We start from the raw sequence: 23,819 nt of genomic DNA on the forward strand, positions 1-23,819 counted from the left end.
CACTACGGGTCCGCGCCCCGACGTCAGCCGGTGACCAGGGCCATCATCAGCCCGTCGTAGCCCTTGCTGCCGACCGTCTGGAGCGCGGTGGCCGTCAACGTCGGTTCGGCTGAGACGAGTTCGGTGAACCTGCGCACGCCCTGCACCTTCGGGTCGTCGCTGTCGCCGTCGACCACCTCGCCGTCGCGCACGACGTTGTCGGCGATGATCAGGCTGCCGGACCGGGTGAGCTTCAGCGACCAGGCGAGGTAGTCGGGGTTGCTCGGCTTGTCGGCGTCGATGAACACCACGTCGAACGGCCCGTGCCCCTCCGCCGCGAGCTCCGGGAGCGTGTCGAGGGCCCGGCCGACCCGGATGTCGACGACGTGCGCGAGTCCGGCACGCTCGATGTTGGCCCGTGCGACCTCCGCGTACGCCGGGTCGGCCTCCAGGGTGACGACCCTGCCGCCCTCGGGCAGTGCGCGCGCCAGCCAGATGGTGCTGTAGCCGCCCAGGGTGCCGATCTCCAGCACGGTGCGCGCACCCTGGAGCCGGGTCAGCAGATGGAGCAGCTTCCCCTGGTTGGCGGCGACCTGGATGGCGGGAAGTCCGGCCTCGTCGCCGGCCGCGACGGCCGCGTCGAGGGCCTCGTCGGATCCCACCAGCAGTCCGTTGAAGTAGTCGTCGACCTCGGTCCACCGCTCCGCCGTCATGCGTGCTTCCCCTCTTCGTACGCCCGCTCGGGCGCCGCTCCGGATGCCACGAGTTCCTAAAAGGAACTTATCTCATGCGAGGCGGGTGCGATGATGAGTTCCATGAACTCCCCGCCCGCCCCGCCGGCCGATCCCACCGTGCTGCACCCGATGCCCGGGCAGCCGCGGGTCGTACTGCTGAAGCCCCTGGTGAAGTCCGAGCTGATCGAGGTAGGGGACTTCTCGTACTACGACGACCCGGACGACGCGACGGCGTTCGAGACCCGCAACGTGCTGTACCACTACGGTCCCGAGAGGCTCGTCATCGGGAAGTTCTGCGCGCTGGGCACCGGGGTGCGGTTCATCATGAACGGCGCCAACCACCGGATGGACGGCCCGTCCACCTTCCCGTTCCCGTCCATGGGCGGTTCCTGGTCGGAGCACTTCGACCTGCTGACCGGGCTGCCCGGTCGCGGTGACACCGTCGTCGGCAACGACGTCTGGTTCGGGTACGGCTCCATGGTGATGCCGGGTGTGCGGATCGGGCACGGCGCGATCATCGGCGCGGGCTCCGTCGTCACCTCGGACGTGCCCGACTACGGCATCGTCGGCGGGAACCCGGCCCGGCTGATCCGCACCCGGCACGACGAACGGACCGTCGCCCGACTGCTCGCCGTCGCCTGGTGGGACTGGCCTCTCGACCACCTCACCCGTCACATCCGCACCATCATGTCCGGCAGCGTCGACGCGCTCGAAGCGGCCGCCCCGGAAGGGACACCGTGACCATCACCGTTCGTGAACTCGTCCACTACCCGGTGAAGGGCTGCGCCGGGATACCGGTCGACTCCGCCCGGGTCCTCGGGACCGGCCTCGAACACGACCGCACGTTCATGGTGGTGAACGCGGACGACGGGGCGTTCCGCAGCCAGCGCACCCACCCCGCGATGGCCGCGGTCCGGGTCGAAGTCCTGGACGGCGGCGCGGTGTTGTCCCTGGCGGCCGAGGGCGTCGAGCCGCTGCGGCTGGACGTGGTCCGGGACGGCCCGCGCCGCGAGGTCAGCATGTTCGACCGCCCGCTCGGTGCGGCCGCCGACCAGGGCGACGAGGCCGCGGAATGGTTCTCCGACGCACTCGGCGCGAAGTCCCGTCTGGTGCGCGTGGTGCCCGGATTCGACCGGGACGGCTGGGGCGACACCCCCGGCAAGCTCAACTTCGCCGACGCGCACGCGGTCCTGGTCGCCTCGACGGCCTCCCTGGACGACCTCAACGCCCGTATCGCCGCCCGGGGCGCGGCCCCCGTTCCGATGAACCGCTTCCGCGCCAACATCGTCCTGACCGGCGGCGACGAACCACACTTCGAGGACCGGGCCCGCCGGATGCTCCTCGGCACGGTGGAACTCGCCCACTCCGTACGGGCCACGCGGTGCGCCGTACCCATGGTCGACCAGACCACCGGCGAACGCGTGGGCCCGGAACCGATCCGTACCCTGTCGACGTACCGCCGCGAGCCGGAGTACGGCAACAGGGTCAGCTTCGGCGCGAAGAACGCGGTGGTGTGCGAGGGCGTGATCAAGGTCGGGGACGCGGTCGAGATCGCGGAATGGCTCAGCCCGTGAACGCCCCGGCCTTCACACCGCCGACGAACGCCCCGGAGGGCATCGGAGCCGTGAGCGCGGGCTCCCGGATGACCGCCGCGAACCGCGCGCCCTGCTCCTCGATCGCCTTCCTGCGCACCTGGCGGATCGCCACCCTCTCGTCAATTGCCTGAAGGGAACGCGCCTTCGGGCCCGCGCCGAGCAGCGCCCTGACGTGATCGGTCGTGACCGAGCGGTGCGCGCGTCCCGTGCGGAGAGCGACCGGGGGCGTCGTCACCACAGGTCCGCGTTCTTGTCGGGTTGCAGGGAATCCCCGATGTGGGACATGACCGACCAGATGATGGCCCGCCGGCACTCGCTCATCCTCTTGGCCTCGATGTACAGCGTGTTGTCCCCGCTGACCCGGTAGTTCTCCCGGCGGCCGTCCGCCTTGAGCTTCAGGCCCTCCATGCGGCGCCGCAGGTGGGGAATGGTGATGGCTACCTGGTGGTCGTCCACCACCAGCCGGGTGACCTCGTCCCAGGGGATCTCGTCGGCGGCGCCGTGGACGTACAGGTACGTGGCACCGATCTCGAAGGAGCCGTACCGGACGTCGCCGCCCTCGGCCAGCTCGCGCACGATCTTGCCCACCCTCGCCTCCACGACACGGTCGATGATCCCGCCGAACATCGGCGTCAGCGTGCCCGGGGAGCGCAGGAGCGTGCGGAGGAAGTTGCCGCCGGTGTCGGTCAGGAAGTAATTGCCGGACAGGAGGTGGAAGTCCGAGCCGGGAGCCATCTCGATCCGGGCCTCGATCCGGTCCGACACCGGCCGTGCGGCGGTCGATCCCAGGTGGGTGACGTGGCGGGTCAGGGTCACATCGTGGATGTCCTCCCAGCGGAGCGCCCACCGCACCCTGCTCCGGCCGCGGTAGGCGATTCCGTCCTCGTGCAGGACGAGCCAGGAGGCGAAGGAACGGGTGAGTGCGAACACCCCCCAGACGAACAACAGGGCGCAGACGGCATCGAATATGAGGTGTCCGACGCCGTGCGTGGCCTCGGGTATGTCGATGAACAGCCAGAACGCGGCCACCGGGACGACGGTCAGGGCGAGCTTGCCCATCGTCGGACGTTCCCGGTAGCGGACGAGGACCCCGCCCAGATCGGCCTCGTCCACCGGTCGGCGGCCTTCGCCGCTTCCTCTGTCCCGATCAGTCATGACCCCTCCCGATGCGCTGTGTCGACGTTCCGCCATATCGCCTTTTCGGTAAGCGGACGGGACAACTCGGTTGCTTGTCAACGCAGTTGTTCCGCTGCTCCGGCCGCAGCCTATTTCCCGCCTCGGACAGCCCCGACCCCATCCCCCTCACGCGTCCCGCCGTGCCCCCACCAGGGCGTCGCCCACGTCCGTACGGAAGTACAGCACCGACCGCCCGGCCCGGCGCCGGTCGACCAGGCCGGAGTCCAGCAGAACCCTGAGGTGACGGCCCACCGAGCCGAGTCCCTGTCCGGTCAGCGCCACCAGGTGAGTGGTGCTCTTGGGCTGGGCGAGCAGCAGCAGCACCGCCGCCCGCGCGGGGCCGAGCAGACGTCCCAGCGCGTCCGGCACGCGCTCCCGGTCCGCGTCGGCGAGGGCGCCCGAGCACGGGTAGACGACCGCGTACCGCAGGGCGTCGTCGTCCCAGGACACCCAGCCCGCGCGCAGGGTGACGGGAACGAAGAGGAGCCGCACCCCGGACAGGTGCTTGGGCGGGTAGTCGTGCGCGTTGATCCGGAGTCGGCTGTCGCCGAGCCACCGCATCCCCGGGCGCAGGCCGTCGAGGGCGGCGGCCCATCCGTCCCGGCTCAGCTGCCCGGTCCGGGCGACGATGTCCGCCTCGATGATCCGGCGGCGGCGTCGCCAGTCCGGCAGGAGCGTGTGCCGCCACACCCAGTGCAGGACGTCGGCGGCGGACCGGGCCAGGTCGTCACGGTCCAGGAGCGGCGGGAGGGGCCGGCCGCCGAGGGACACCAGCAGGTCGGACCGGGCCCGCCCGGGTGCGGTGGCGCGTACGGGCGCGAGCTCCTCCTCGAAGCTCGGCGTGCCCTCGCCCGTGGGGGTGGGGGTGATGAAGTCCGCGTTCCAGGTGCCGCAGAGCGCCACCGGTATGAGCAGGGCGGCCACCGGGTCGGCGGCCTGCCGGGCGCGGTAGGCGGGCAGGTGGGTGTCGAGCCAGGACCGTTCGCCGGGGTGGTGGGCGCTCCCCCGCTCCAGGATCTGCACGGCGGCGACGGTCTCGGCGAGTGGCGAGACGACGAACCGGCTTCCGGCGAGGGTGTCCGTGTTGATCTGCCACAGGCCCATGACGTTTCGCCTCCGCGCGAAACAGTAACGGCCCGTGCGGACCGCTGCCGAGACTCCCCCGCATGCGCACCTACCGAGAACTCCTGCGGACTCCGCAGTTCCGGCCGCTCTTCGCGACCACCGCCACCCATGTCGCCGGACAGACCACGAGCGGGCTGGCCCTCGGCACCCTCGTCTACGCGGCGACCGATTCGCCGTTGCTCGCCGCCCTGTCCATGTTCGGCTCCTCGCTCGCCCAGGTGATCGGCGCGACCGTGCTCATGTCGGCGGCGGACCGGCTGCCGCCGCGGGCCGCGATGAGCGGGATGGCGCTCGCCTTCGGGCTGGCGACCGCAGTGCTCGCCGTCCCCGGGCTGCCGCTGCCGGTCGTCTTCGCGATCGTCCTGGCCCAGGGGGTGATCGCCGCGGTGGGCGGCGGGGTGCGGTACGGCCTGCTCAACGAGGTACTGCCCAAGGACGGTTATCTGCTGGGGCGTTCGGTGCTGAACATGTGCGCCGGCCTGATGCAGATCGGCGGATACGCGGTCGGCGGGCTGCTGGTGGTGGCGTTGTCCGCGCGCGGGACGCTGCTGGTGGCCGCCGCCCTGTATCTGACCGGGGCGGCCGTCGCCCGGTTCGGGCTGGCGCGGCGGGCCCCGCGGGCCGCCGGTCGGCCGTCGGTCGCCGAGACGTGGCGGATCAACTCCGTGCTGTGGTCCTCGGGGCCGCGCCGCCGGATCTACCTCTCGCTCTGGGTGCCGAACGGGCTGGTCGTCGGCTGCGAGTCGCTGTTCGTCCCGTACGCCCCCGACCGTGCCGGGCTCCTCTTCGCCTCCGCCGCGCTGGGAATGCTCGTCGGGGACACGGCGGTGGGGCGGTTCGCCGCTCCGCGCCTGCGGGTCCGGGCGGCCACGCCGCTGCTGCTGCTCCTGGCCGCTCCGTACCTGCTGTTCGCCGCACGTCCGGCGGTGCCGCTCGCGCTCGCCCTGGCCCTGCTCGCCTCGGTCGGGTTCGCGGCGAGCCTGCTGCTCCAGGAGCGGTTGATGGCCCTGACCCCGGACGAGATGACCGGTCAGGCGCTCGGGCTGCACTCCTCGGGCATGGTCACCCTCCAGGGCGTCGCGGCCTCGCTCGCCGGGGCCGTCGCCCAGTGGACCTCGCCCGGGACGGCGATGTCCGTGATGGCGGGGGCGTCCGTCGTGGTCACCCTGACCCTGGCAGGGGCGGAACGGCGGGCGAGGGCGGTGGATGTCCCGGCGGGCCGCCGGACACCGGGAACGGTCGGGAGCGAATCCGGGTGACCGGCGGTCCCGCCCCCGTTAACGTCCTGGGAGCAAGAGGGACAGGCTCCCCGTTGCTCCCCGGGACGTTGACGTGCGCCCGTTCGCCCGGCCCGGCATCGGCGGGAAGCGGGCAGGCCGGGACACCACGGATCTGCGAAGCAGACAGAGGACAAGAGGACAGAGGACAGACGTGTTAGAGACGTATCGCGCAGTGCAGTTCACGGAGTACGGCGGGCCCGAGGTCCTGCACCTGGTGGACCGCGAGATGCCGCGCCCGGGGCGCGGGGAGGTCCTGATCGAGGTCCGGGCCGCCGGGGTGAATCCGCTGGACTGGCAGCTGCGCAGCGGGGCCGTCGCGGCGATGATGCCGGTGGCGTTCCCGTCCGTGCCCGGTGGCGACGTCGCCGGGGTCGTCGTCGCGGTCGGCGAGGACGTTGCCGACTTCGAGGCGGGGGACGAGGTCTTCGGCTCGATCGGTTCCGGCGGCTATGCGCAGTACGCGCTGGCTCCCGCGGCGCGGCTGGCGCGAAGGCCCGGCAACGTGCCCTGGGAGGTGGCGGCCGGGCTGCCGGTGGCCGTCGACACGGCGTACCAGGCGCTCGGCGATCTCGGGGTGAGGGCCGGGGAGACCCTGGTCGTGGACGGGGCCGCGGGCGGTGTCGGGTCCGTCGCCGTGCAGATCGCCGGACAGCTCGGCGCCACCGTGATCGGTACGGCGAGCGAGCGCAACCACGCGTATCTGCGCTCGCTCGGCGCCGAACCCGTGACGTACGGCGAAGGACTCGCCGAGCGGATCCGCGCCGTCGCCCCGAACGGCGTGGACGCGGCACTCGACGCCGCCGGGAAGGGTTCGCTGCCGGACCTCGTCGAGGTGGCGGGCGGGCCGGGGCGCGTCGTGACGATCGCCGACCACCGGGCGGCGGACCACGCGGTGCGTTTCGTGTTCGCCGGGGCGGACACCGTGCGTGAGCGGCTGGAGCAGGCTGCCGCGCTGGTCGTGAACGGCGAACTCACCCTGTCGGTGGCGGAGACGTACCCGCTGGCGCGGGCCGCCGACGCGCACCGGCGGAGCGAGGGCGGTCATGTGCGCGGCAAGCTGGTCGTCGTGCCGGACTGACGCCCCGGGGAGCGGGGCGGGTGCCCCTGCCCGGATCCGCGCAGGCGCCCTTCGCGCAGGAGGGCCCCTGCGCGTGGGAAGGGCCCGGTTCCCGCTCAGGAGCCGTGGAACTCGCCCCTGCGCGGGCCCGCCGCCCGCCCCGCGCCGCCGTCCGCGTCAGTCGAAGACCGGGCCCTGCGTCCGGGTCCGCTTGATCTCGTAGAAGCCGGGGATCGACGCCACCAGCAGCGTGCCGTCCCACAGCTTCGCCGCCTCCTCGCCCTTCGGGGCGGGGGTCACGACCGGGCCGAAGAAGGCGATCTGCTCGCCGTCGGCGCCGGGGACGGCGATGACCGGGGTGCCGACGTCCTGGCCGACCTTGTCGATGCCCTCCTTGTGGGAGGCGCGCAGCTCGGCGTCGTAGGCGTCGGAGTCCATGTACTCGATCAGGTCGGCGGGCAGGCCGACCTCTTCGAGCGCACCCGCGATCGCCTCGCGGGTGGCGCCCTCCCCCTGGTTGTGGAAGCGGGTGCCGAGCGCGGTGTAGAGGGGGCCGACGATGTCGTCCCCGTGCTTCTGCCGGGCCGCGACGACCACGCGGACGGGGCCCCACGCCTGGTTCTCCAGCATGTCCCGGTACTCCTCGGGCAGCTCGTCGAGCCTGTCCTCGTTGAGGACCGCGAGGCTCATCACGTGCCAGCGGACCTCGACGTCGCGGACCTTCTCCACCTCCAGCATCCAGCGGGAGGTCATCCACGCCCAGGGGCAGAGGGGGTCGAACCAGAAGTCGACGGGGGTCCTGCCGGTCACCGTGGTGTTCTCGGACATGTTTCTCCTCGTGAGGGCGTGCACACCTGTGCGCGAGAACGCCTTCGGGTGCACCGGCCATTCCCGTATGCCCGGCCGGGTGACGGCATGGGAGGATCAAAGTATTCGAACGTGCACAAAGGAACGTGACACAAAGGAGTGTGCCGGTGCCCGGTGAGAACCTGTCCCGCGACGAGGCCCGCGAGCGGGCCGAGCTGCTGAGCGTCGAAGGTTACGAGGTCGCTCTCGATCTGCGGTCGGCCGTCGGCCCGTCCGACGGGGACGGTGACGGCACCTCCTCCGGCCCGCTGACCTTCCGCTCGGTGACCACCATCCGGTTCCGCACCGCGCGGGCGGGCGCGTCGACCTTCGCCGACCTCGTGGCCCCGGGCGTGAACGCCGTGACGCTGAACGGCCGGGCACTCGACCCCGCCACCGTCTTCGACGGGACGCGGGTGGCGCTGGACGACCTGCCGGAGGGCGGGAACGTCCTGGTGGTCGACGCGCAGTGCGCGTACAGCCGGACCGGCGAGGGCATGCACCGCTTCGTCGACCCGGAGGACGGCGAGGTCTACCTCTACACCCAGTACGAGCCGGCCGACGCGCGCCGGGTCTTCGCGAACTTCGAACAGCCCGACCTGAAGGCTCCGTTCCGCTTCGAGGTGACGGCGCCCGAGGACTGGACGGTTTGGAGCAACGGGGCCGAGGAGTCGCGGAACGGCGGGGTGTGGCGGTTCGCCGAGACGAAGCCGATCTCGACGTACATCACCGCGGTCGTCGCCGGTCCGTACCACTGCGTCACCGACTCCTACAGCCGTACGTTCGACGACGGCACGACGCTGGAGATCCCGCTCGGCGCGATGTGCCGCAAGGGGCTCGCCCGTCACTTCGACGCGGACGACGTCTTCCTGATCACCAAGCAGGGCCTGGACTTCTTCCACGACAACTTCGACTACCCGTACCCGTTCGGGAAGTACGACCAGGCGTTCGTGCCCGAGTACAACCTCGGCGCGATGGAGAACCCGGGCTGTGTCACGTTCCGCGAGGAGTACATCTTCCGCGGGAAGGTGACCCAGGCGGCGTACGAGGACCGGGCCAACGTCATCCTGCACGAGATGGCGCACATGTGGTTCGGCGACCTGGTCACCATGCAGTGGTGGGACGACCTGTGGCTGAAGGAGTCGTTCGCCGACTTCATGGGCATCTTCGCGATGGTCGGGGCGACCCGTTTCGAGGACGGCTGGATCACCTTCGCCAACAACCGCAAGTCGTGGGCGTACCGTGCCGACCAGCTGCCGTCCACCCACCCGATCACGGCCGACATCCACGACCTGGAGGACGCCAAGCTCAACTTCGACGGCATCACGTACGCCAAGGGCGCCTCGGTGCTGAAGCAACTGGTGGCGTACGTGGGGCGGGAGGCGTTCCTGGAGGGCGCCCGGCGCTACTTCAAGAAGCACGCCTACGGCAACACCCGGCTGGACGACCTGCTCTCCGTGCTTGCCGAGACCTCCGGACGCGACATGACGGCCTGGGCGAAGTCGTGGCTCCAGACGGCGGGCGTCAACTCGCTGACACCGGTGGCGACATACGATGCGGCGGGCCGGATCACGGAGCTGGCGGTACTCCAGGAGGCGGCCGAGTCCCACCCGGAGCTGCGCCCGCACCGGGTCGCGGTCGGCCTGTACCGGCGGACCGCGGACGGCGAGCTGGTGCGGTACGCCCGCGCCGAGGTGGACGTGGCGGGCCCGCGCACCGTGGTCGGGGAGCTGGCCGGGGCGGAGCGCCCCGAGCTGATCCTGGTCAACGACGACGACCTCACCTACTGCAAGGTCCGCTTCGACGAGGTGTCGCTGGCCACGCTGCGGGAGCACCTCGGCGACCTGACCGATCCGCTGGCGCGGGCGCTGTGCTGGTCGGCGCTGTGGAACATGACGCGTGACGGGCTGATGCCGGCCCGGGACTTCGTCTCCCTGGTGCTCGCCTTCTCCGGCCGCGAGTCCGACATCGGCGTCCTCCAGATGCTGCACGTCTGGACCCGGACCTCGCTCACCCAGTACGCGGAGCCGCGGTGGCGCGAGGAGGGCGGCCGGGCACTGGCCGAGGGCGCGCTGCGGGAGCTGCGGGTCGCCGAGCCGGGCAGCGAGCACCAGCTCGCCTGGGCGCGGTTCTTCGCGTCGGTCGCCGACGCGGACACCGACTTCCAGCTGTTGAAGGGGCTGCTCGACGGCTCGGCCGGGATCGACGGGCTCGACGTCGACCAGGAGCTGCGGTGGGCTTTCCTGTCGCCGCTGGCTGCGCACGGAGCGGTCGACGAGGCGGTGCTCGACGCCGAACTGGCCCGCGACGACACGGCGTCCGGCGAGCGGCACCACGTGCGGTGCCTTGCCTCGCGGCCCTCGGCCGAGGTCAAGGCGCGCGGCTGGGCGGACGTCGTGGAGTCGGACGCGCTGTCCAACGCGCTGGTGGAGGCCACGATCACGGGTCTCGTGCAGCCGTCGCAGCGGGAGTTGCTGGCTCCGTACACCGAGAAGTACTTCGCCGCGATCGAGCGGGTGTGGGCCGAGCGGTCGATCCAGATCGGGGTGGTCGTGGTGCGGGGGCTCTACCCCTCGCTCCAGGACGACCCGTCGACGCTGGCGGCGACGGACGCGTGGCTGACCGCGCGCCCGGAGGCCGCGCCGGCGCTGCGCAGGCTGGTGCTGGAGTCGCGGGACGACCTGGCGCGGGCGCTGCGCGCCCAGGCGTGCGACGCGGGCACGACCGCGCCGACCGGGATCTGACGCGACCGCCCCCGCCCGCCCGCCCGGCTCCGGCCTCCGACCGGGCGGGCGGGGGCGCAGGGCCGCCCCGGTGGATGTTTCCACCGTGGCGGCCCTTTTCCGGTCGCGGAACCGCGCAGGCCGGTCGCGGGACGAGCGTGGGACGGGCGTGGCGCGCACGGCATCGCACGTACGGCATCGTGCCTATGGCACAGCGCGTACGGCATCGCATATACGGACCCGAACCGACCATCGGCATCGCATCGCATCGCACGGGCGGACCGGAACGGCCGGTCGTTCATGGCTCGATCACGCCGCATCCAGCACCGGTCGACGGAAAGGCCGTTTCGCGCGGGACCCGCCGGATGCATGCCGGTTCGCCGAGAACGTCCCTGCGGAAAACCTGTCACAGCAGCCACGTATCCACCGCTTCGTCCCTGATGACGCATCGTCCTCGGTGGCGGGATTCTGCCATGTACACATCTCGCCCCCCACAACTCTCCACAAACCCCTGTCATTTGCGAAAGGGTGAGCGGTCATCCGGTACCGAATTCCGGACTGTCTCTTTCACATGCAGGGATGCTGATGACCTCCGAGTCCTCCAGTCTCATACCCGGGGCGAGACGCGCGGCCCGCGTCGCGGCCGCCGCCGGCCTGGTGGCCGCGCTGGCCGCCACCAGCGCGGCCCCCGTCTTCGCCGTCGACAACCCCGCGCCCAGCCCGCTCAAGGCCGCCGCCGAGGGCACCTCCGCCAAGGGCGCCTCGCCCGACAAGCTCGGTGCGCACGACGCCGAGGTACTGGCGAAGGCCAAGGCCAAGGGCGAGAAGAACATCACGATGATGGTCGCCACCGCTCCCGGCGCGACCGCCCAGGTCAGCAAGCAGCTGAACGCCGTCGAGGGCTCCGTGATGGGCCGCGCGTACGACAAGCTCGGTTACGTGCGGGCGACCGTGCCGACCGCGACCGCCGACGCGACCATCAAGGCGGCCTCCAAGCTGTCCTCCGTCCACGGCATCGATCTCAAGCAGGAGATCAAGCTGGACGACCCGACGCCCGCGGGCGACCGCGCCACCGGGAACAAGGTCAAGGCCAAGTCGACGGGCACGTACCCGGCGCCGGGCAAGAAGACCCCGGCGAAGAACCCGTACAACCCGTCGTTCGAGACGGGCGCCGTCGACTTCGTCAAGCAGAACCCGAAGGCCGACGGCCGCGGCGTGACCATCGGCATCCTCGACTCGGGTGTCGACCTCGGCCACCCGGCGCTGCAGAAGACCACCACGGGCGAGCGCAAGATCGTCGACTGGGTGACCGCCACCGACCCGGTCAGCGACGGCGACGGCACCTGGCTGCGGATGACGGACGCCGTGTCCGGCCCGACGTTCACGTACCAGGGCCGCACCTACAAGGCGCCCAAGGGCGACTTCCGGATCAAGCTGTTCGCCGAGGCCGCCACCAAGGGCGGCGACATGGCGGGCGACCTGAACCGCGACGGCGACACCACCGACGTGTGGGCCGTGCTCTACGACCCGGTCACCGGCACCGTGCGCGTCGACCTGAACGACGACGCCGACTTCACCAACGACACCGCCCTGAAGCCGTACAAGGAGAAGCACCAGGTCTCCTACTTCGGCAAGGACGACCCGCGGACCGATGTCGTCGAGCGCGTCCCGTTCACCGTCGAGTCGCGCAAGAACGTCGTCTACAACGCGGCGGGCGACAAGGCCGACTTCGTCAACATCGGCGTCATCGAGAGCGAGCACGGCACCCACGTCGCGGGCATCACCGCGGCGAACGGCCTGTTCGGCGGCGCGATGAACGGCGCCGCGCCCGGTGCGAAGATCGTCTCCTCGCGTGCCTGCACCTGGGACGGCGGCTGCACCAACATCGCGCTCACCGAGGGCATGATCGACCTCGTGGTGAACCGCGGCGTCGACGTCGTCAACATGTCGATCGGCGGCCTGCCGCCGCTGAACGACGGCAACAACGCCCGCGCGGAGCTCTACAAGCGCCTCATCGACATCTACGGCGTCCAGCTGGTCATCTCGGCCGGCAACGACGGCCCGGGCGTGAACACCATCGGTGACCCCGGCCTCGCCGACCACGTCATCTCCGTCGGCGCGTCCATCTCCAAGGAGACCTGGGCCGCCAACTACGGGTCGAACGTCACCAAGAAGTACGACATGATGCCGTTCTCCTCGCGCGGTCCGCGTGAGGACGGCGGCTTCACGCCGACCCTGACGGCCCCGGGTGCCGCGATCAACACCACCCAGACCTGGCTGCCGGGCGGCCCGGTCAAGGAGGCGGGCTACAACCTGCCGGCCGGTTACTCCATGCTCCAGGGCACCTCGATGGCATCGCCGCAGGCCGCGGGCGCGACCGCGCTGCTGCTGTCGGCCGCGAAGCAGAAGAACATCGAGCTGCCGCCCGCCGATCTGCGCACCGCGCTGACCAGCACCGCCGGCCACATCAAGGACGTGCCCGCGCACGCCCAGGGCGCCGGTCTGATCAACATCGTCGACGCCTGGAAGCTGATCAAGAAGCAGGGCACCCCGGCGCACGAGTACACGGTGAAGGCCCCGGTCGACACCGCCATCGACTTCGCGCTGAAGACCCCCGGCTTCGGCACCGGCCTGTACGACCGCGAGGGCGGTCTCAAGGTCGGCCAGAAGAAGACGTACGACGTCACGATCACCCGCACCACGGGCCCGGACGACGCCGTCAAGCACAAGCTGTCGTGGAAGAACAACGACGGCACCTTCAAGCTGGTCGGATCGTCCACGGTCGCCCTGCCGCTCGACGTGCCGGTCACCGTCAAGGTGCAGGCCGAACCGGGCAGCACGGGCGTGCACAGCGCGATCCTGGAGGTGGACGACAGCAGGACCGCCGGTGTGGACCAGCAGATCCTCACCACGGTCGTCGTCTCCACCGACCTGGTGAAGCCCGCCTACGCGTTCAAGGCGTCCGGCTCGGTGCAGCGCAACAGCAGCGACTCGTACTTCCTGACCGTCCCGGAGGGCGCCAAGACCCTTGAGGTCTCCCTCGGCGCGCTGCGCTCGGGCAGCCAGACCCGCTTCATCTCGATCCACCCGTACGGGGTGCAGATGGAGGACAGCTCCACGATCTTCTGCTACCCGAACTACGAGAACCCGGCCAACACCTGCCGCCCCGACGTGCGCTCCTACAAGGACCCGCAGCCGGGCGTCTGGGAGATCGAGGTCGAGGCCCGCCGCACGTCGCCGCTGCTGGACAACCCGTACAAGCTGGACGTCTCGCTGCTCGGCGCGACCTTCGACCCGGCGGTGCAGACCATCGCCGAGGCGAAGGTCGGCACCCCCGCCTCGGTGACCTGGAAGGCCACCAACGAGGCCGGTGACCTGGCGGGCTCGCTCAAGGGCGGCTCGCTGGGCTCGGCCAAGGTCGACAAGCCGTCGGTCAAGACGGGTGACGAGCAGGAGTACACGGTCACCATCGGCGAGGGCGTCGAGAAGCTGGACGTCGCCATCGGCGGCACCTCGGACGCCAACGCGGACCTGGACCTGTACATCTTCAAGGGCACCACCCAGGTCGGCAAGTCGACGACGGCCGGGTCCGAGGAGTCGGTCAGCCTGGTGAAGCCCGCCGCCGGCACGTACACCGTCGTCATCGACGCCTACGACGTCCCGGCCGGGACCACCACGTACGACTACCGCGACGTGTACTACGCGCCGTCGCTCGGCACGATCAAGGTCGACGAGTCGAAGGCCGTGAACCTGGCCAACGGCGCCTCGGCCCAGATCACCGCCGAGGTCGCGGTCGCCGGGGCGGCCCCCGAGGGCCGGCAGTTCTTCGGCGAGGTGCACCTGGTGAACGGCCGCGGGACCGCGGCCGGCACCGGCAGCGTCGTGATCGAGAAGGTCACGCAGTAGAACGAGCGGGTCACGCGGCAACGAACCGCTCCGTGGGCGCGTGCACCGCGCGGTGACCGCACCGCCCGCCCGCACCGCCCGCGGCGTGTGATCCGTACGACAGTGGGGCGGGGGCTCGTCAGAGCTCCCGCCCCACTGCCATGCGCCCCGGACCGGGCTGCCCGGGGCACGCCCGCCGTGCGCGGTACGGGCCGCGGGCGGCCGTCCGGGCGGGCGCTGTCCGCAGAGCGGACAATGGATTGGACAAGGAAGCCGTGGACATACGCATCATGGAACGGCAACCGCGCCAGCTCGTACGCTCGAAGGAGTTCCTGTGAAGGTCGGAATCGTCGGCGCCACCGGTCAGGTCGGCACAGTCATGCGCAGGATCCTGGCCGAGCGGAAGTTCCCGGCCGACGAGCTGCGGCTGTTCGCCTCCGCACGCTCCGCGGGCTCCACCATCGAGTGGGAGGGCCGGGAGATCACCGTCGAGGACGCCTCGACGGCCGACTACACCGGACTGGACATCGTGCTGTTCTCGGCGGGTGGCGCGACCTCGAAGGCGCTTGCCGAGAAGGTCGCCGCGCAGGGCGCCGTCGTGATCGACAACTCCTCCGCCTGGCGCAGGGACCCCGAGGTCCCGCTGGTGGTCTCCGAGGTCAACCCGCACGCGATCGCGAACCGTCCCAAGGGCATCATCGCCAACCCGAACTGCACCACGATGGCCGCCATGCCCGTGCTGCGCCCGCTGCACGACGAGGCCGGGCTCCAGGCACTGACCGTCGCCACCTACCAGGCGGTGTCCGGGTCGGGGCTGGCCGGCGTCGCCGAGCTGCACGGCCAGACGTCCAAGGTCGTCGCCGAGGCCGACCGGCTCACCCACGACGGCGGGGCCGTCGACTTCCCCGAGCCCGGCGTCTACAAGCGCCCGATCGCCTTCAACGTGCTGCCGCTGGCCGGCTCGATCGTCGACGACGGCTCCTTCGAGACCGACGAGGAGCAGAAGCTCCGCAACGAGTCCCGCAAGATCCTGGAGATCCCGGAGCTGAAGGTGTCCGGCACCTGCGTCCGGGTGCCGGTCTTCTCCGGCCACTCGCTCCAGGTCAACGCGCGCTTCGCCCGCCCGATCGGCGTCGAGCGCGCCTACGAGCTGCTGAAGGACGCCCCGGGCGTCGAGATCTCCGAGATCCCCACCCCGCTCCAGGCGGCCGGCAAGGACGCCTCGTTCGTCGGCCGCATCCGGGTCGACGAGACCGTGGACAACGGCCTCGCGCTCTTCGTCTCCAACGACAACCTCCGCAAGGGCGCCGCGCTGAACGCGGTACAGATCGCGGAGCTGGTCGCGGCCGAGCTGAACGGCTGATACCTGCGCGTACGGAAGGGGCGGTCGCCGCGGACATCCACCGCGGCCACCGCCCCTTCCGCGCGCCGGCGACAGGACGGCTCCGGCCGCCTCGCTCCGGGGGCCGACGTGGAAGGATGACCGAAAACGTCGCATACCAAGGAGATGACCGCGTGCCTGGCACGAATCTGACCCGCGAAGAGGCACAGGAGCGGGCGCGCCTGCTGACCGTGGACGCGTACGAGATCGATCTCGACCTCTCGGGAGCGCAGGAGGGCGGCACCTACCGGTCCGTGACCACCGTGCGCTTCGACTCCGCCGAAGCCGGTGCGGAGACCTTCATCGACCTGGTCGCCCCGGCCGTGCACGAGGTCGAGCTGAACGGCACGGCGCTGGACGTCGCCGCCGTGTTCCGCGACTCGCGCATCGCGCTGCCGGGCCTCGTCGCCGGCTCCAACGAGCTGAAGGTCGTCGCCGACTGCGCGTACACGAACACCGGCGAGGGCCTGCACCGCTTCGTCGACCCGGTCGACCAGCAGGCGTACCTGTACACCCAGTTCGAGGTGCCGGACGCCCGGCGCGTCTTCGCCAGCTTCGAGCAGCCCGACCTGAAGGCGACGTTCCAGTTCACCGTGAAGGCCCCGGAGGGCTGGACGGTCATCTCGAACTCGCCGACGCCCGAGCCGCGCGACGACGTCTGGTCCTTCGAGCCGACCCCGCGCATCTCGACGTACATCACCGCCCTGATCATCGGCCCGTACCACGCGGTGCACAGCAGCTACGAGAAGGACGGCCGGACCGTCCCGCTCGGCATCTACTGCCGCCCGTCGCTCGCCGAGTTCCTGGACGCGGACGCCATCTTCGACGTGACCCGGCAGGGCTTCGACTGGTTCCAGGAGAAGTTCGACTACGCCTACCCGTTCGCCAAGTACGACCAGCTCTTCGTCCCGGAGTTCAACGCGGGCGCGATGGAGAACGCGGGCGCGGTCACCATCCGCGACCAGTACGTCTTCCGCTCGAAGGTGACGGACGCCGCGTATGAGACGCGGGCCGAGACCATCCTGCACGAGCTGGCCCACATGTGGTTCGGCGACCTCGTCACGATGGAGTGGTGGAACGACCTGTGGCTGAACGAGTCGTTCGCCACGTACACGTCGATCGCCTGCCAGGCGTACGCGGAGGGCTCGAAGTGGCCGCACTCCTGGACCACGTTCGCCAACTCCATGAAGACCTGGGCCTACCGCCAGGACCAGCTGCCCTCCACGCACCCGATCATGGCGGACATCCGTGACCTGGACGACGTGCTGGTCAACTTCGACGGCATCACCTACGCCAAGGGCGCCTCGGTCCTGAAGCAGCTGGTGGCGTACGTCGGCATGGACGAGTTCTTCAAGGGCGTCCAGGCGTACTTCAAGGCGCACGCGTTCGGCAACACCCGGCTGTCCGACCTGCTGGGAGCGCTGGAGGAGACCTCCGGCCGCGACCTGAGGACCTGGTCGAAGGCGTGGCTGGAGACTGCGGGCATCAACATCCTGCGTCCGGAGATCACCACGGACGAGAACGGGAACGTCACCTCGTTCGCGGTCCTCCAGGAGGCGCCCGCCCTGCCCGCGGGTGCGAAGGGCGAGCCGACGCTGCGTCCGCACCGGATCGCGATCGGCTGCTACGACCTCGACGGCTCCGGCAAGCTGGTCCGCACGAACCGGATCGAGCTGGACGTCGACGGCGAACGCACCGAGGTCCCGTTCCCGGCCGGCACCGCCCGCCCGGCCGTGATCCTGCTCAACGACGACGACCTCTCGTACGCGAAGGTCCGGCTCGACGAGGAGTCGCTGCGCGTCGTCACCGAGCACCTCGGCGACTTCACCGAGTCGCTCCCCCGCGCCCTGTGCTGGGCCTCCGCGTGGGACATGACCCGCGACGGCGAACTGGCGACCCGCGACTACCTCTCGCTGGTGCTCTCCGGCATCGGCAAGGAGTCGGACATCGGCGTCGTCCAGTCGCTGCACCGCCAGGTGAAGCTCGCCCTGGACCAGTACGCGGCGCCGGAGTGGCGCGAGGCCGGGCTGACCCAGTGGACCGAGGCGACGCTCGCGCACCTGCGCGCGGCGGAGCCGGGCAGCGACCACCAGCTGGCCTGGGCCCGCGCCTTCGCGGCGACGGCCCGCACCCCGCAGCAGCTGGACCTGCTGGAGTCGCTGCTCGCCGGCAAGGAGACCATCGAGGGCCTCGCCGTCGACACGGAGCTGCGCTGGGCGTTCGTCGAACGGCTCGCCGCGACCGGCGTGTTCGAGGAGGACGAGATCGCCGGCGAGTACGCGCGCGACCGCACGGCGGCGGGCGAGCGCCACGCGGCGACCGCCCGCGCGGCCCGCCCCACCGAGGCGGCGAAGGCGGAGGCGTGGGCCTCGGTCGTCGAGTCCGACAAGCTGCCGAACGCCGTCCAGGAGGCGGTCATCGTCGGCTTCGTCCAGACCGACCAGCGCGAGCTGCTGGCCCCGTACACGGAGAAGTTCTTCGCGGCGGTGAAGGGCGTCTGGGAGTCGCGCAGCCACGAGATGGCGCAGCAGATCGCGGTCGGCCTCTACCCGGCCGTCCACGTCTCGCCGGAGACCCTGGACGCCACGGACGCCTGGCTGGCCTCGGCGAAGCCGAACGCCGCCCTGCGCCGTCTGGTCTCCGAATCCCGTTCGGGCGTGGAGCGCGCCCTGAAGGCCCAGGCCGCCGACGCGGCGGCGGCCACGGCCTGACGGCTGCCAAATGACGGGGGCGCCCCCGGACCGTTCGCACGGTCCGGGGGCGCCGCTGTTTCGCGGGACCGCGGAAAACTCGGCCGTACCCGGGAGTCGGGGCCGCGGGGCGTCCGGAGCCCGCCCCTCATTGCTCACCGGGTCGTTACACCCCCGCCTCCTGGTGGCGGCGGGCCAGGTCGGCCGCGCCGCTCTCGGTGAGGCTGCCGTGCAGGCGCATGCGGGCGACGCCGCCGTCCGGGAAGGCGTCGAGGCGGACGTGGGTGACGACCGCCGGGACGCGGAGCGGGAAGCGGTGGGGGGTGTCGGGCTGGAGGCGGGTGCGGGGGATGATCTCGAACCATTCGCCCGTCTCGCCGTCGCGGCCGTGGAGGGCGATCCAGCCGGCGGCGTTGCCCTTGAGGTAGGCGGTGTCGATCTCGACCGCGCGGACCGCGCCCTGGGCGGGGAGGCGGAAGCGCACCCAGTCGTTGGTGTCGCGGACCCGGCGGCGGCGGTTCTCCCACCCGTCGTCCATCTTGCGGGAGGTGCCGGGCAGGATGATCTGGGTCGGCGAGGAGTAGAAGCGGTCCGAGGCGTCCTCGCAGCTGCCGCCGTTCAGGACCGAGAGCAGGTCGAAGGTGCCGAGGGTGGCGAGCCAGGTCGGGTCGGGCAGGACCTCGCCGTGGACGCGGAGACGGGCGATGCCGCCGTCGGGGTGCTGGCAGAGGCGGACGTGGGTGAAGCGGCGGCCGCAGATGATCTCGAAGCCGTTGGCGGCGTGGCCGCGCACGGGGGTCGGCGGGACGATCTCCTCCCACTTCACGTCGTCGGTGAGGAGGTCGGCGGGGCCGGGCGAGCCCTCGGCGGTCGCGGCCTGGATCGAGACGCGCTGCGGGTAGTTGCCGCGGAAGTGGGCCGTGTCGACGACGACGCCGCGGATGATGCCGGGGGCGCCGAGGCGGATCAGGGCCCAGTCGTGTTCCTCGGGGGCCGGAAACGGGTGGGCGGCGTCCGCGCCGCGTCGGCGGCGGGTCTCCCAGCCGTCCATGACCTTGCCCTTGTGGCCGAAGCGCTCGGGGTCGAAGACCGCGCGCTCCCGGACGAGGAGGTTCTCCCGCTGGGCGAAGAACTCGTCGTTGGCGGCCATCACGCCCGCGCCGAGGCGGCGGTCGGCGAGGTCGACGAGGTCGGTGAAGGGGAGGTCGGTGGTGCGGTAGTCGGCGTAGGGGTCGCCGCCGCCGTACGGGGCCGCGTCGTTGGCGTGGGGATCGTCGTGGTGGCTCTCGTTCCGGTGCTCGTTCTGGTCGAAGGTCATGGGGCCACTGTCACGACCGGGCACCCATCAGGTCCAGTGAAAGTTTTTACAGTCTCTGTTCAGCGGAAGTGAAGGAATCGGCGGCCGCGCCCAGTGCGCCGAGGACCCGGGCCACCGCGGGTGCACGTTCGGCCCCCCGCCGCACCGCCGCCACCACGTGGCGGCGCGGCCGGTCCGCCTCCAGCACGCGCAGCACCACGCCGTCCCGGCCGCCGCGCCGCTCCGCCGACGCCATGCGCGGGATCAGCGCGACACCCAGCCCCGCCTCGACCATGGCCAGGATCGCCGTCCAGCCACAGGCGCTGTGCGCCTGCTCGGGCACGAATCCGGCGGCCTCGCACGCCGCCCTGGTGATCTGCGACCAGGGACCGGAACCGCCGAAGATCCAGGGGTCGTCGGAGAGTTCCGCCAAGCGGAGCGCGGGGGCGGCGGCGAGGCGGTGGCCGACGGGCAGCGCCACGTCCAGCGGGTCCGCGAGCAGCGGTCGCACGGTGAACCGGGGATCGTGGGCGGTCGGGGCGTGCGCGGTGAGGGACAGCGCGAGGTCCGCGTCGCCCGCGGCCAGCAACTCGTAGGCCCGGGCGGCCTCCGCCTCCCGTACCCGCACGTCCGGCCCGGGACGGTCCTCGGCGCGCAGGCGCCGGATCGCCGGGACGACGAGTGCGGGCACCGCCGTCGAGAACGCCGCGACCCGCACCTCACCCGCCTCGCCGCGCAGGTAGTCGGTCAGCTCCGCGTCGGCGCGCTCCAGCTGGGCGAAGACGGCTTCGGCGTGGCGCAGTACGAGATGGGCGGCGGCGGTGAGGCGGACGCGTCGGCCCCGGGCCTCCAGGAGCGGCACGCCGAGTTGCCGGGACAGGTTGGACAGTTGCTGCGAGACCGCCGACGGGGTCATGCGCAGGGCCTCCGCCGTCGCGGTGACCGTGCCCCGGTCGCGCAGCGTGCGCAGGATGCGGAGCTTCTTGACGTCCCACTCGGTCATGGCGGCAACTTAGCGGCAAGTCATCCGGGGTCCCGCGACGGCCGCCCGGGCCGGGCACGTGTGTGTGCCGCCCGGGTCCGGACATGCGCGTGCGCCGCCCGGCACGGGGTACCGGCGGCGCACTCGGCGGGCCTGCGGTCGGGACCGTCCACCGGGTCTGATCCGCCCGGTTCCCGGGCCGATCAGACCCTGATTCCCGGGTGGATCAGGCCGTGCTTCCCGACTCGGTCAAACCTGCTTCTTGGACTTGTCGAAGATCATGACCAGGCCCATGATGACCACGAACAGGGCGATGGGGGCCACGACGTACAGGCCGATGGTCTCCATCACGCTCAGGCCCGGACCGGGGTCGTCACCGTCGTCGCGGGTGAGCGCGAGCGCGGGGGACGTCATGAGCAGCATCATCAGCGTCGTTCCGGCCGTGACGGCGCCGGCGCGCATAGCGTTCTTCTTGTCCACGGTGCAAACGTAGCGAACGCCCACGACGTGCGCGCGCCCGGGGTGCCGTACGGGGCCGGGGCGGGGCGGCGGGACGGGATCCGGGCCGGTGCTCAGCGGCGTTCGAAGACCTCCATCAGCCGGTGCAGGCGGGGCGCGGCGGCCAGCTCCTCCAGGGTGACCGGGTTGCCCTCGGCGTCGGCCGTCGGCAGGCGCCAGTTGGGGTACTGGTCCCAGGTGCCCGGGACGTTCTGCGGGCGGCGGTCGCCCAGCGCGTCGGGCAGCCAGACGCCGACCATGCGGGCCGGGGTGCGCAGCAGGAAGCGGTGCACGGCCCGCACGGCGCCCTCCTCGTCGCCCTCGCCCTCCGGGAGCAGGCCGAGCCGGGCGAGGAGCCCGAGCCATTCCGCGGTGTCGTGGGCGTCGGCGGCCAGTTCCTCCGCGAGGGGGCGGGCGAGCAGCCCGAGCCGGTCGCGCAGGAGCACGTGGTCGCCGTCCAGCCGGGCGGCCGTGGGCGGCAGGTCGTGCGTGGTGGCCGTGGCCAGGCAGCTCTCGCGCCACTGTTCGGCGGCCAGCGGCCGGCCGGTGCCGTCCCAGTCCCGCTCGAACCAGAGCACGGAGGTGCCGAGCACGCCCCGGCGGGCCAGTGTTTCGCGCACCCGTGGTTCGACGGTGCCGAGGTCCTCCCCCACGACCACGGCACCGGCCCGGTGCGCCTCCAGGACGAGGACGGCGAGCATCGCCTCGGCGTCGTGGCCGACGTAGGTGCCCTCGGTGGGCGGGCGCCCCCCGGGCACCCACCACAGCCGGAACAGGCCCATGACGTGGTCGATGCGCAGGGCGCCCGCGTGCGCGAACAGCGCGCGCAGCAGCCCGCGGTACGGGGCGTAGCCGGACGCGGCGAGGGCGTCGGGGCGCCACGGGGGCAAGCCCCAGTCCTGACCGCGGGCGTTGAAGGCGTCGGGGGGCGCGCCGACGGACATGCCTCGGGCGAGGGCGTCCTGCTGGGCCCAGGCGTCGGAACCGCCGGGGTGCACACCCACCGCGAGGTCGTGGACGATGCCGACGGCCATCGAGGCGTCCAGGGCGGCACGCTGGGCTGCGGCGAGCTGCTCGTCGGTCAGCCAGGCGAGCCGGCAGTGGAAGTCGACCCGGTCGCGCAGGGTGTGGCGGGCGCGGGCGGCTTCCTCGGAGCGGGGGTCGCGCAGGGCGGGGGGCCAGGTGTGCCAGTCGGGGCCGTGCTCCTCGGCGAGGGCGCACCACAGGGCGTGGTCCTCCAGCGCCTGCCCCTGTGCGGCGAGGAAGTCGCAGTAGGCGGCACGGCGGCCGGGGGTGAGGGGGACGTCCCGGATGAGTTCGAGGGCCTGGCGCTTGAGCTCCCAGACGGCGTCCCGGTCGATCGGGGCGCCCTTGTTCAGCACGGTGTCGCCGAGTGCGGCGGCGCTCTGGCGCAGGTCGTCGAGGGCTGACCGGTCCGGGACGTGGCCGTACTCGGGGACGGACTCGACGCGCAGGTGGACGGGGTCGGGGAAGCGTCGCGACGAGGGCCGGTACGGGGACGGGTCGGTGGGGTCGCCGGGCACCGCGGCGTGGAGCGGGTTGATCTGGACGAATCCGGCGCCGAGGGTGCGCCCGGACCAGGCGGCGAGGTCGGCGAGGTCCCCGAGGTCGCCCATCCCCCAGGAACGGGCGGAGAGCAGGGAGTAGAGCTGCACGAGGAAGCCGTGGCAGCGCGCGGCCGGCCGGGGCGCCCGGGGCGGGGCGACGACGAGGATGGCGGACGCGCTCCGGCCGCCCGGGGCGCGCACGGCCAGCCGGTGCACGCCGAGCGGCGGTTCGGTCCACCAGGGCGGGGTGGGCGGCGTCCCCGGACCGGCCTCCCCGTCCGCGCCGGATTCCGCGCCCGCGCCCGGCTCCGGGGTCGCGCGCGTTCCCGCGTCCGCGTGTCCCGGCGCGGCCGGGTGCGGGCGGTCCGCCGGGACCCGCAGGGCCGGGAACGGGGGTGCTCCGGCGTCCTCCAGGGCCACGTCCAGGGTGGCGCCCGGGGGCAGGGCCGCCAGCGCCGGGGGCAGCGGCTCCCCGGCCCACACCACCACGGTCGGCGGGAGCAGTCCGGACCGGGCGGCGGACTCGGCGGTGGCGAGCGACTCCCGTACCGCCTCGGGCCCGGCGGCGTCCACGCCGAGCGCGGCGAGCACGGCGACGACCGTGTCGTCCGGGACGGGCACCGTGACGCCGGGGGACGGGGAGTGGGAGGTGGCGACGCCGTGCAGTGCGGCGAGCCGGGACAGGCCCATTCAGACTCCTGGGGACTCCATGCCCCACGTGCCGCCGGTGGTGGCCGGCTCGCTGGTCAGCGGGGCATTGACGGCGAGCGGGGGTTCGCTGGTCAACGGGGTGGCCTCGGCGAGCGGCGGCTCGCTGGTCAGGGGTATCGCGTCGGCGAGCGGAGTCTCGCTGGTCAACGGACCGGGGCCGGGCGCGGGGACGCGCGGCAGCGGGCCGGGACCGGATGCCTGTGAGGCGGGAGCGGGGAGCAGCGGATGCGCGACGGTGGACATGGTGGCCTCCTGGCCGTGGCGGAACAGGACACAGCGGGCCTACCCGGCG

General features: G+C 72.1%; 18 protein-coding genes. 8 read left to right on the top strand and 10 right to left on the bottom strand.

The window, feature by feature from the left end; genetic code table 11:
* Positions 1-23: 23 nt before the first annotated feature.
* Positions 24-692 (bottom strand): O-methyltransferase, encoded by a 669-nt coding sequence (locus tag ACFC79_RS05660; RefSeq protein WP_376235595.1) that lies wholly within the window; start codon positions 690-692, stop codon positions 24-26.
* A 102-nt stretch (positions 693-794) separates the two neighbouring features.
* On the opposite strand from ACFC79_RS05660, the gene ACFC79_RS05665 reads away from it, so the two are divergent.
* Positions 795-1,454 carry a CatB-related O-acetyltransferase gene (locus ACFC79_RS05665; RefSeq protein ID WP_376235597.1) on the top strand — a complete coding sequence of 220 codons (660 nt, stop codon included), beginning with the start codon at positions 795-797 and terminating at the stop codon, positions 1,452-1,454.
* Positions 1,451-2,287 carry an MOSC domain-containing protein gene (locus ACFC79_RS05670; protein ID WP_376235600.1) on the top strand — a complete coding sequence of 279 codons (837 nt, stop codon included), beginning with the start codon at positions 1,451-1,453 and terminating at the stop codon, positions 2,285-2,287. Before ACFC79_RS05665 ends, ACFC79_RS05670 begins: the two co-directional genes overlap by 4 nt.
* Here ACFC79_RS05670 and ACFC79_RS05675 read toward each other — a convergent pair.
* From ACFC79_RS05675 to ACFC79_RS05685, 3 genes are all read right to left on the bottom strand, one after another.
* Complete coding sequence (locus tag ACFC79_RS05675) at positions 2,277-2,543, bottom strand: Scr1 family TA system antitoxin-like transcriptional regulator (protein ID WP_376235601.1); 267 nt, start codon at positions 2,541-2,543, stop codon at positions 2,277-2,279. The two genes, ACFC79_RS05670 and ACFC79_RS05675, sit on opposite strands and share 11 nt — an antisense overlap.
* Positions 2,540-3,463: a hypothetical protein gene (locus ACFC79_RS05680; RefSeq protein ID WP_376235603.1), complete on the bottom strand. Its 924-nt coding sequence runs from the start codon at positions 3,461-3,463 to the stop codon at positions 2,540-2,542. Before ACFC79_RS05680 ends, ACFC79_RS05675 begins: the two co-directional genes overlap by 4 nt.
* A gap of 147 nt (positions 3,464-3,610) precedes the next feature.
* Positions 3,611-4,588 (bottom strand): ArsR/SmtB family transcription factor, encoded by a 978-nt coding sequence (locus ACFC79_RS05685; protein WP_376235605.1) that lies wholly within the window; start codon positions 4,586-4,588, stop codon positions 3,611-3,613.
* Positions 4,589-4,650: 62 nt separating this feature from the next.
* Between ACFC79_RS05685 and ACFC79_RS05690 the strand changes: the two genes are divergently transcribed.
* Together ACFC79_RS05690 and ACFC79_RS05695 are read left to right on the top strand one after the other, a co-directional pair.
* Positions 4,651-5,868 carry an MFS transporter gene (locus ACFC79_RS05690; RefSeq protein ID WP_376235607.1) on the top strand — a complete coding sequence of 406 codons (1,218 nt, stop codon included), beginning with the start codon at positions 4,651-4,653 and terminating at the stop codon, positions 5,866-5,868.
* Between the two features lie 247 nt (positions 5,869-6,115).
* Positions 6,116-6,967 carry an NADP-dependent oxidoreductase gene (locus ACFC79_RS05695; RefSeq protein WP_376235832.1) on the top strand — a complete coding sequence of 284 codons (852 nt, stop codon included), beginning with the start codon at positions 6,116-6,118 and terminating at the stop codon, positions 6,965-6,967.
* 156 nt (positions 6,968-7,123) lie between these two features.
* Here the strand turns inward: ACFC79_RS05695 and ACFC79_RS05700 are convergent, their stop codons facing one another.
* Entirely contained in the window at positions 7,124-7,774 is a 651-nt protein-coding gene (locus ACFC79_RS05700; RefSeq protein WP_376235609.1) for a DsbA family protein, read from the bottom strand.
* Between the two features lie 146 nt (positions 7,775-7,920).
* Here ACFC79_RS05700 and pepN (ACFC79_RS05705) point away from each other — a divergent pair, with 146 nt between their 5' ends.
* From pepN (ACFC79_RS05705) to pepN (ACFC79_RS05720), 4 genes are all read left to right on the top strand, one after another.
* Positions 7,921-10,536, top strand: coding sequence for an aminopeptidase N (gene pepN, locus ACFC79_RS05705; protein WP_376235610.1), 2,616 nt, complete (start codon positions 7,921-7,923; stop codon positions 10,534-10,536).
* Positions 10,537-11,094: 558 nt separating this feature from the next.
* Positions 11,095-14,421 (top strand): S8 family serine peptidase, encoded by a 3,327-nt coding sequence (locus ACFC79_RS05710; protein WP_376235613.1) that lies wholly within the window; start codon positions 11,095-11,097, stop codon positions 14,419-14,421.
* A gap of 313 nt (positions 14,422-14,734) precedes the next feature.
* A complete protein-coding gene (locus tag ACFC79_RS05715) occupies positions 14,735-15,763 on the top strand; it encodes an aspartate-semialdehyde dehydrogenase (protein ID WP_376235616.1) in 1,029 nt (342 codons plus the stop codon).
* Positions 15,764-15,915: 152 nt separating this feature from the next.
* Entirely contained in the window at positions 15,916-18,492 is a 2,577-nt protein-coding gene (gene pepN, locus ACFC79_RS05720) for an aminopeptidase N (protein WP_376235619.1), read from the top strand.
* A gap of 145 nt (positions 18,493-18,637) precedes the next feature.
* Here the strand turns inward: pepN (ACFC79_RS05720) and alc are convergent, their stop codons facing one another.
* The 5 genes from alc to ACFC79_RS05745 form a co-directional block, all read right to left on the bottom strand.
* Positions 18,638-19,789 (bottom strand): allantoicase, encoded by a 1,152-nt coding sequence (alc, locus tag ACFC79_RS05725; protein ID WP_376235622.1) that lies wholly within the window; start codon positions 19,787-19,789, stop codon positions 18,638-18,640.
* 46 nt (positions 19,790-19,835) lie between these two features.
* Positions 19,836-20,771: a LysR family transcriptional regulator gene (locus ACFC79_RS05730; protein WP_376235624.1), complete on the bottom strand. Its 936-nt coding sequence runs from the start codon at positions 20,769-20,771 to the stop codon at positions 19,836-19,838.
* Positions 20,772-20,999: 228 nt separating this feature from the next.
* Positions 21,000-21,230: a hypothetical protein gene (locus ACFC79_RS05735; protein ID WP_376235627.1), complete on the bottom strand. Its 231-nt coding sequence runs from the start codon at positions 21,228-21,230 to the stop codon at positions 21,000-21,002.
* A gap of 92 nt (positions 21,231-21,322) precedes the next feature.
* Complete coding sequence (malQ, locus tag ACFC79_RS05740; RefSeq protein ID WP_376235629.1) at positions 21,323-23,506, bottom strand: 4-alpha-glucanotransferase; 2,184 nt, start codon at positions 23,504-23,506, stop codon at positions 21,323-21,325.
* Positions 23,507-23,770, bottom strand: coding sequence for a hypothetical protein (locus ACFC79_RS05745; protein ID WP_376235632.1), 264 nt, complete (start codon positions 23,768-23,770; stop codon positions 23,507-23,509). It lies immediately after the preceding gene.
* Between the last annotated feature and the right edge of the window lie 49 nt (positions 23,771-23,819).

Source organism: Streptomyces sp. NPDC056061 (assembly GCF_042266885.1).
GTDB lineage: Bacteria > Actinomycetota > Actinomycetes > Streptomycetales > Streptomycetaceae > Streptomyces.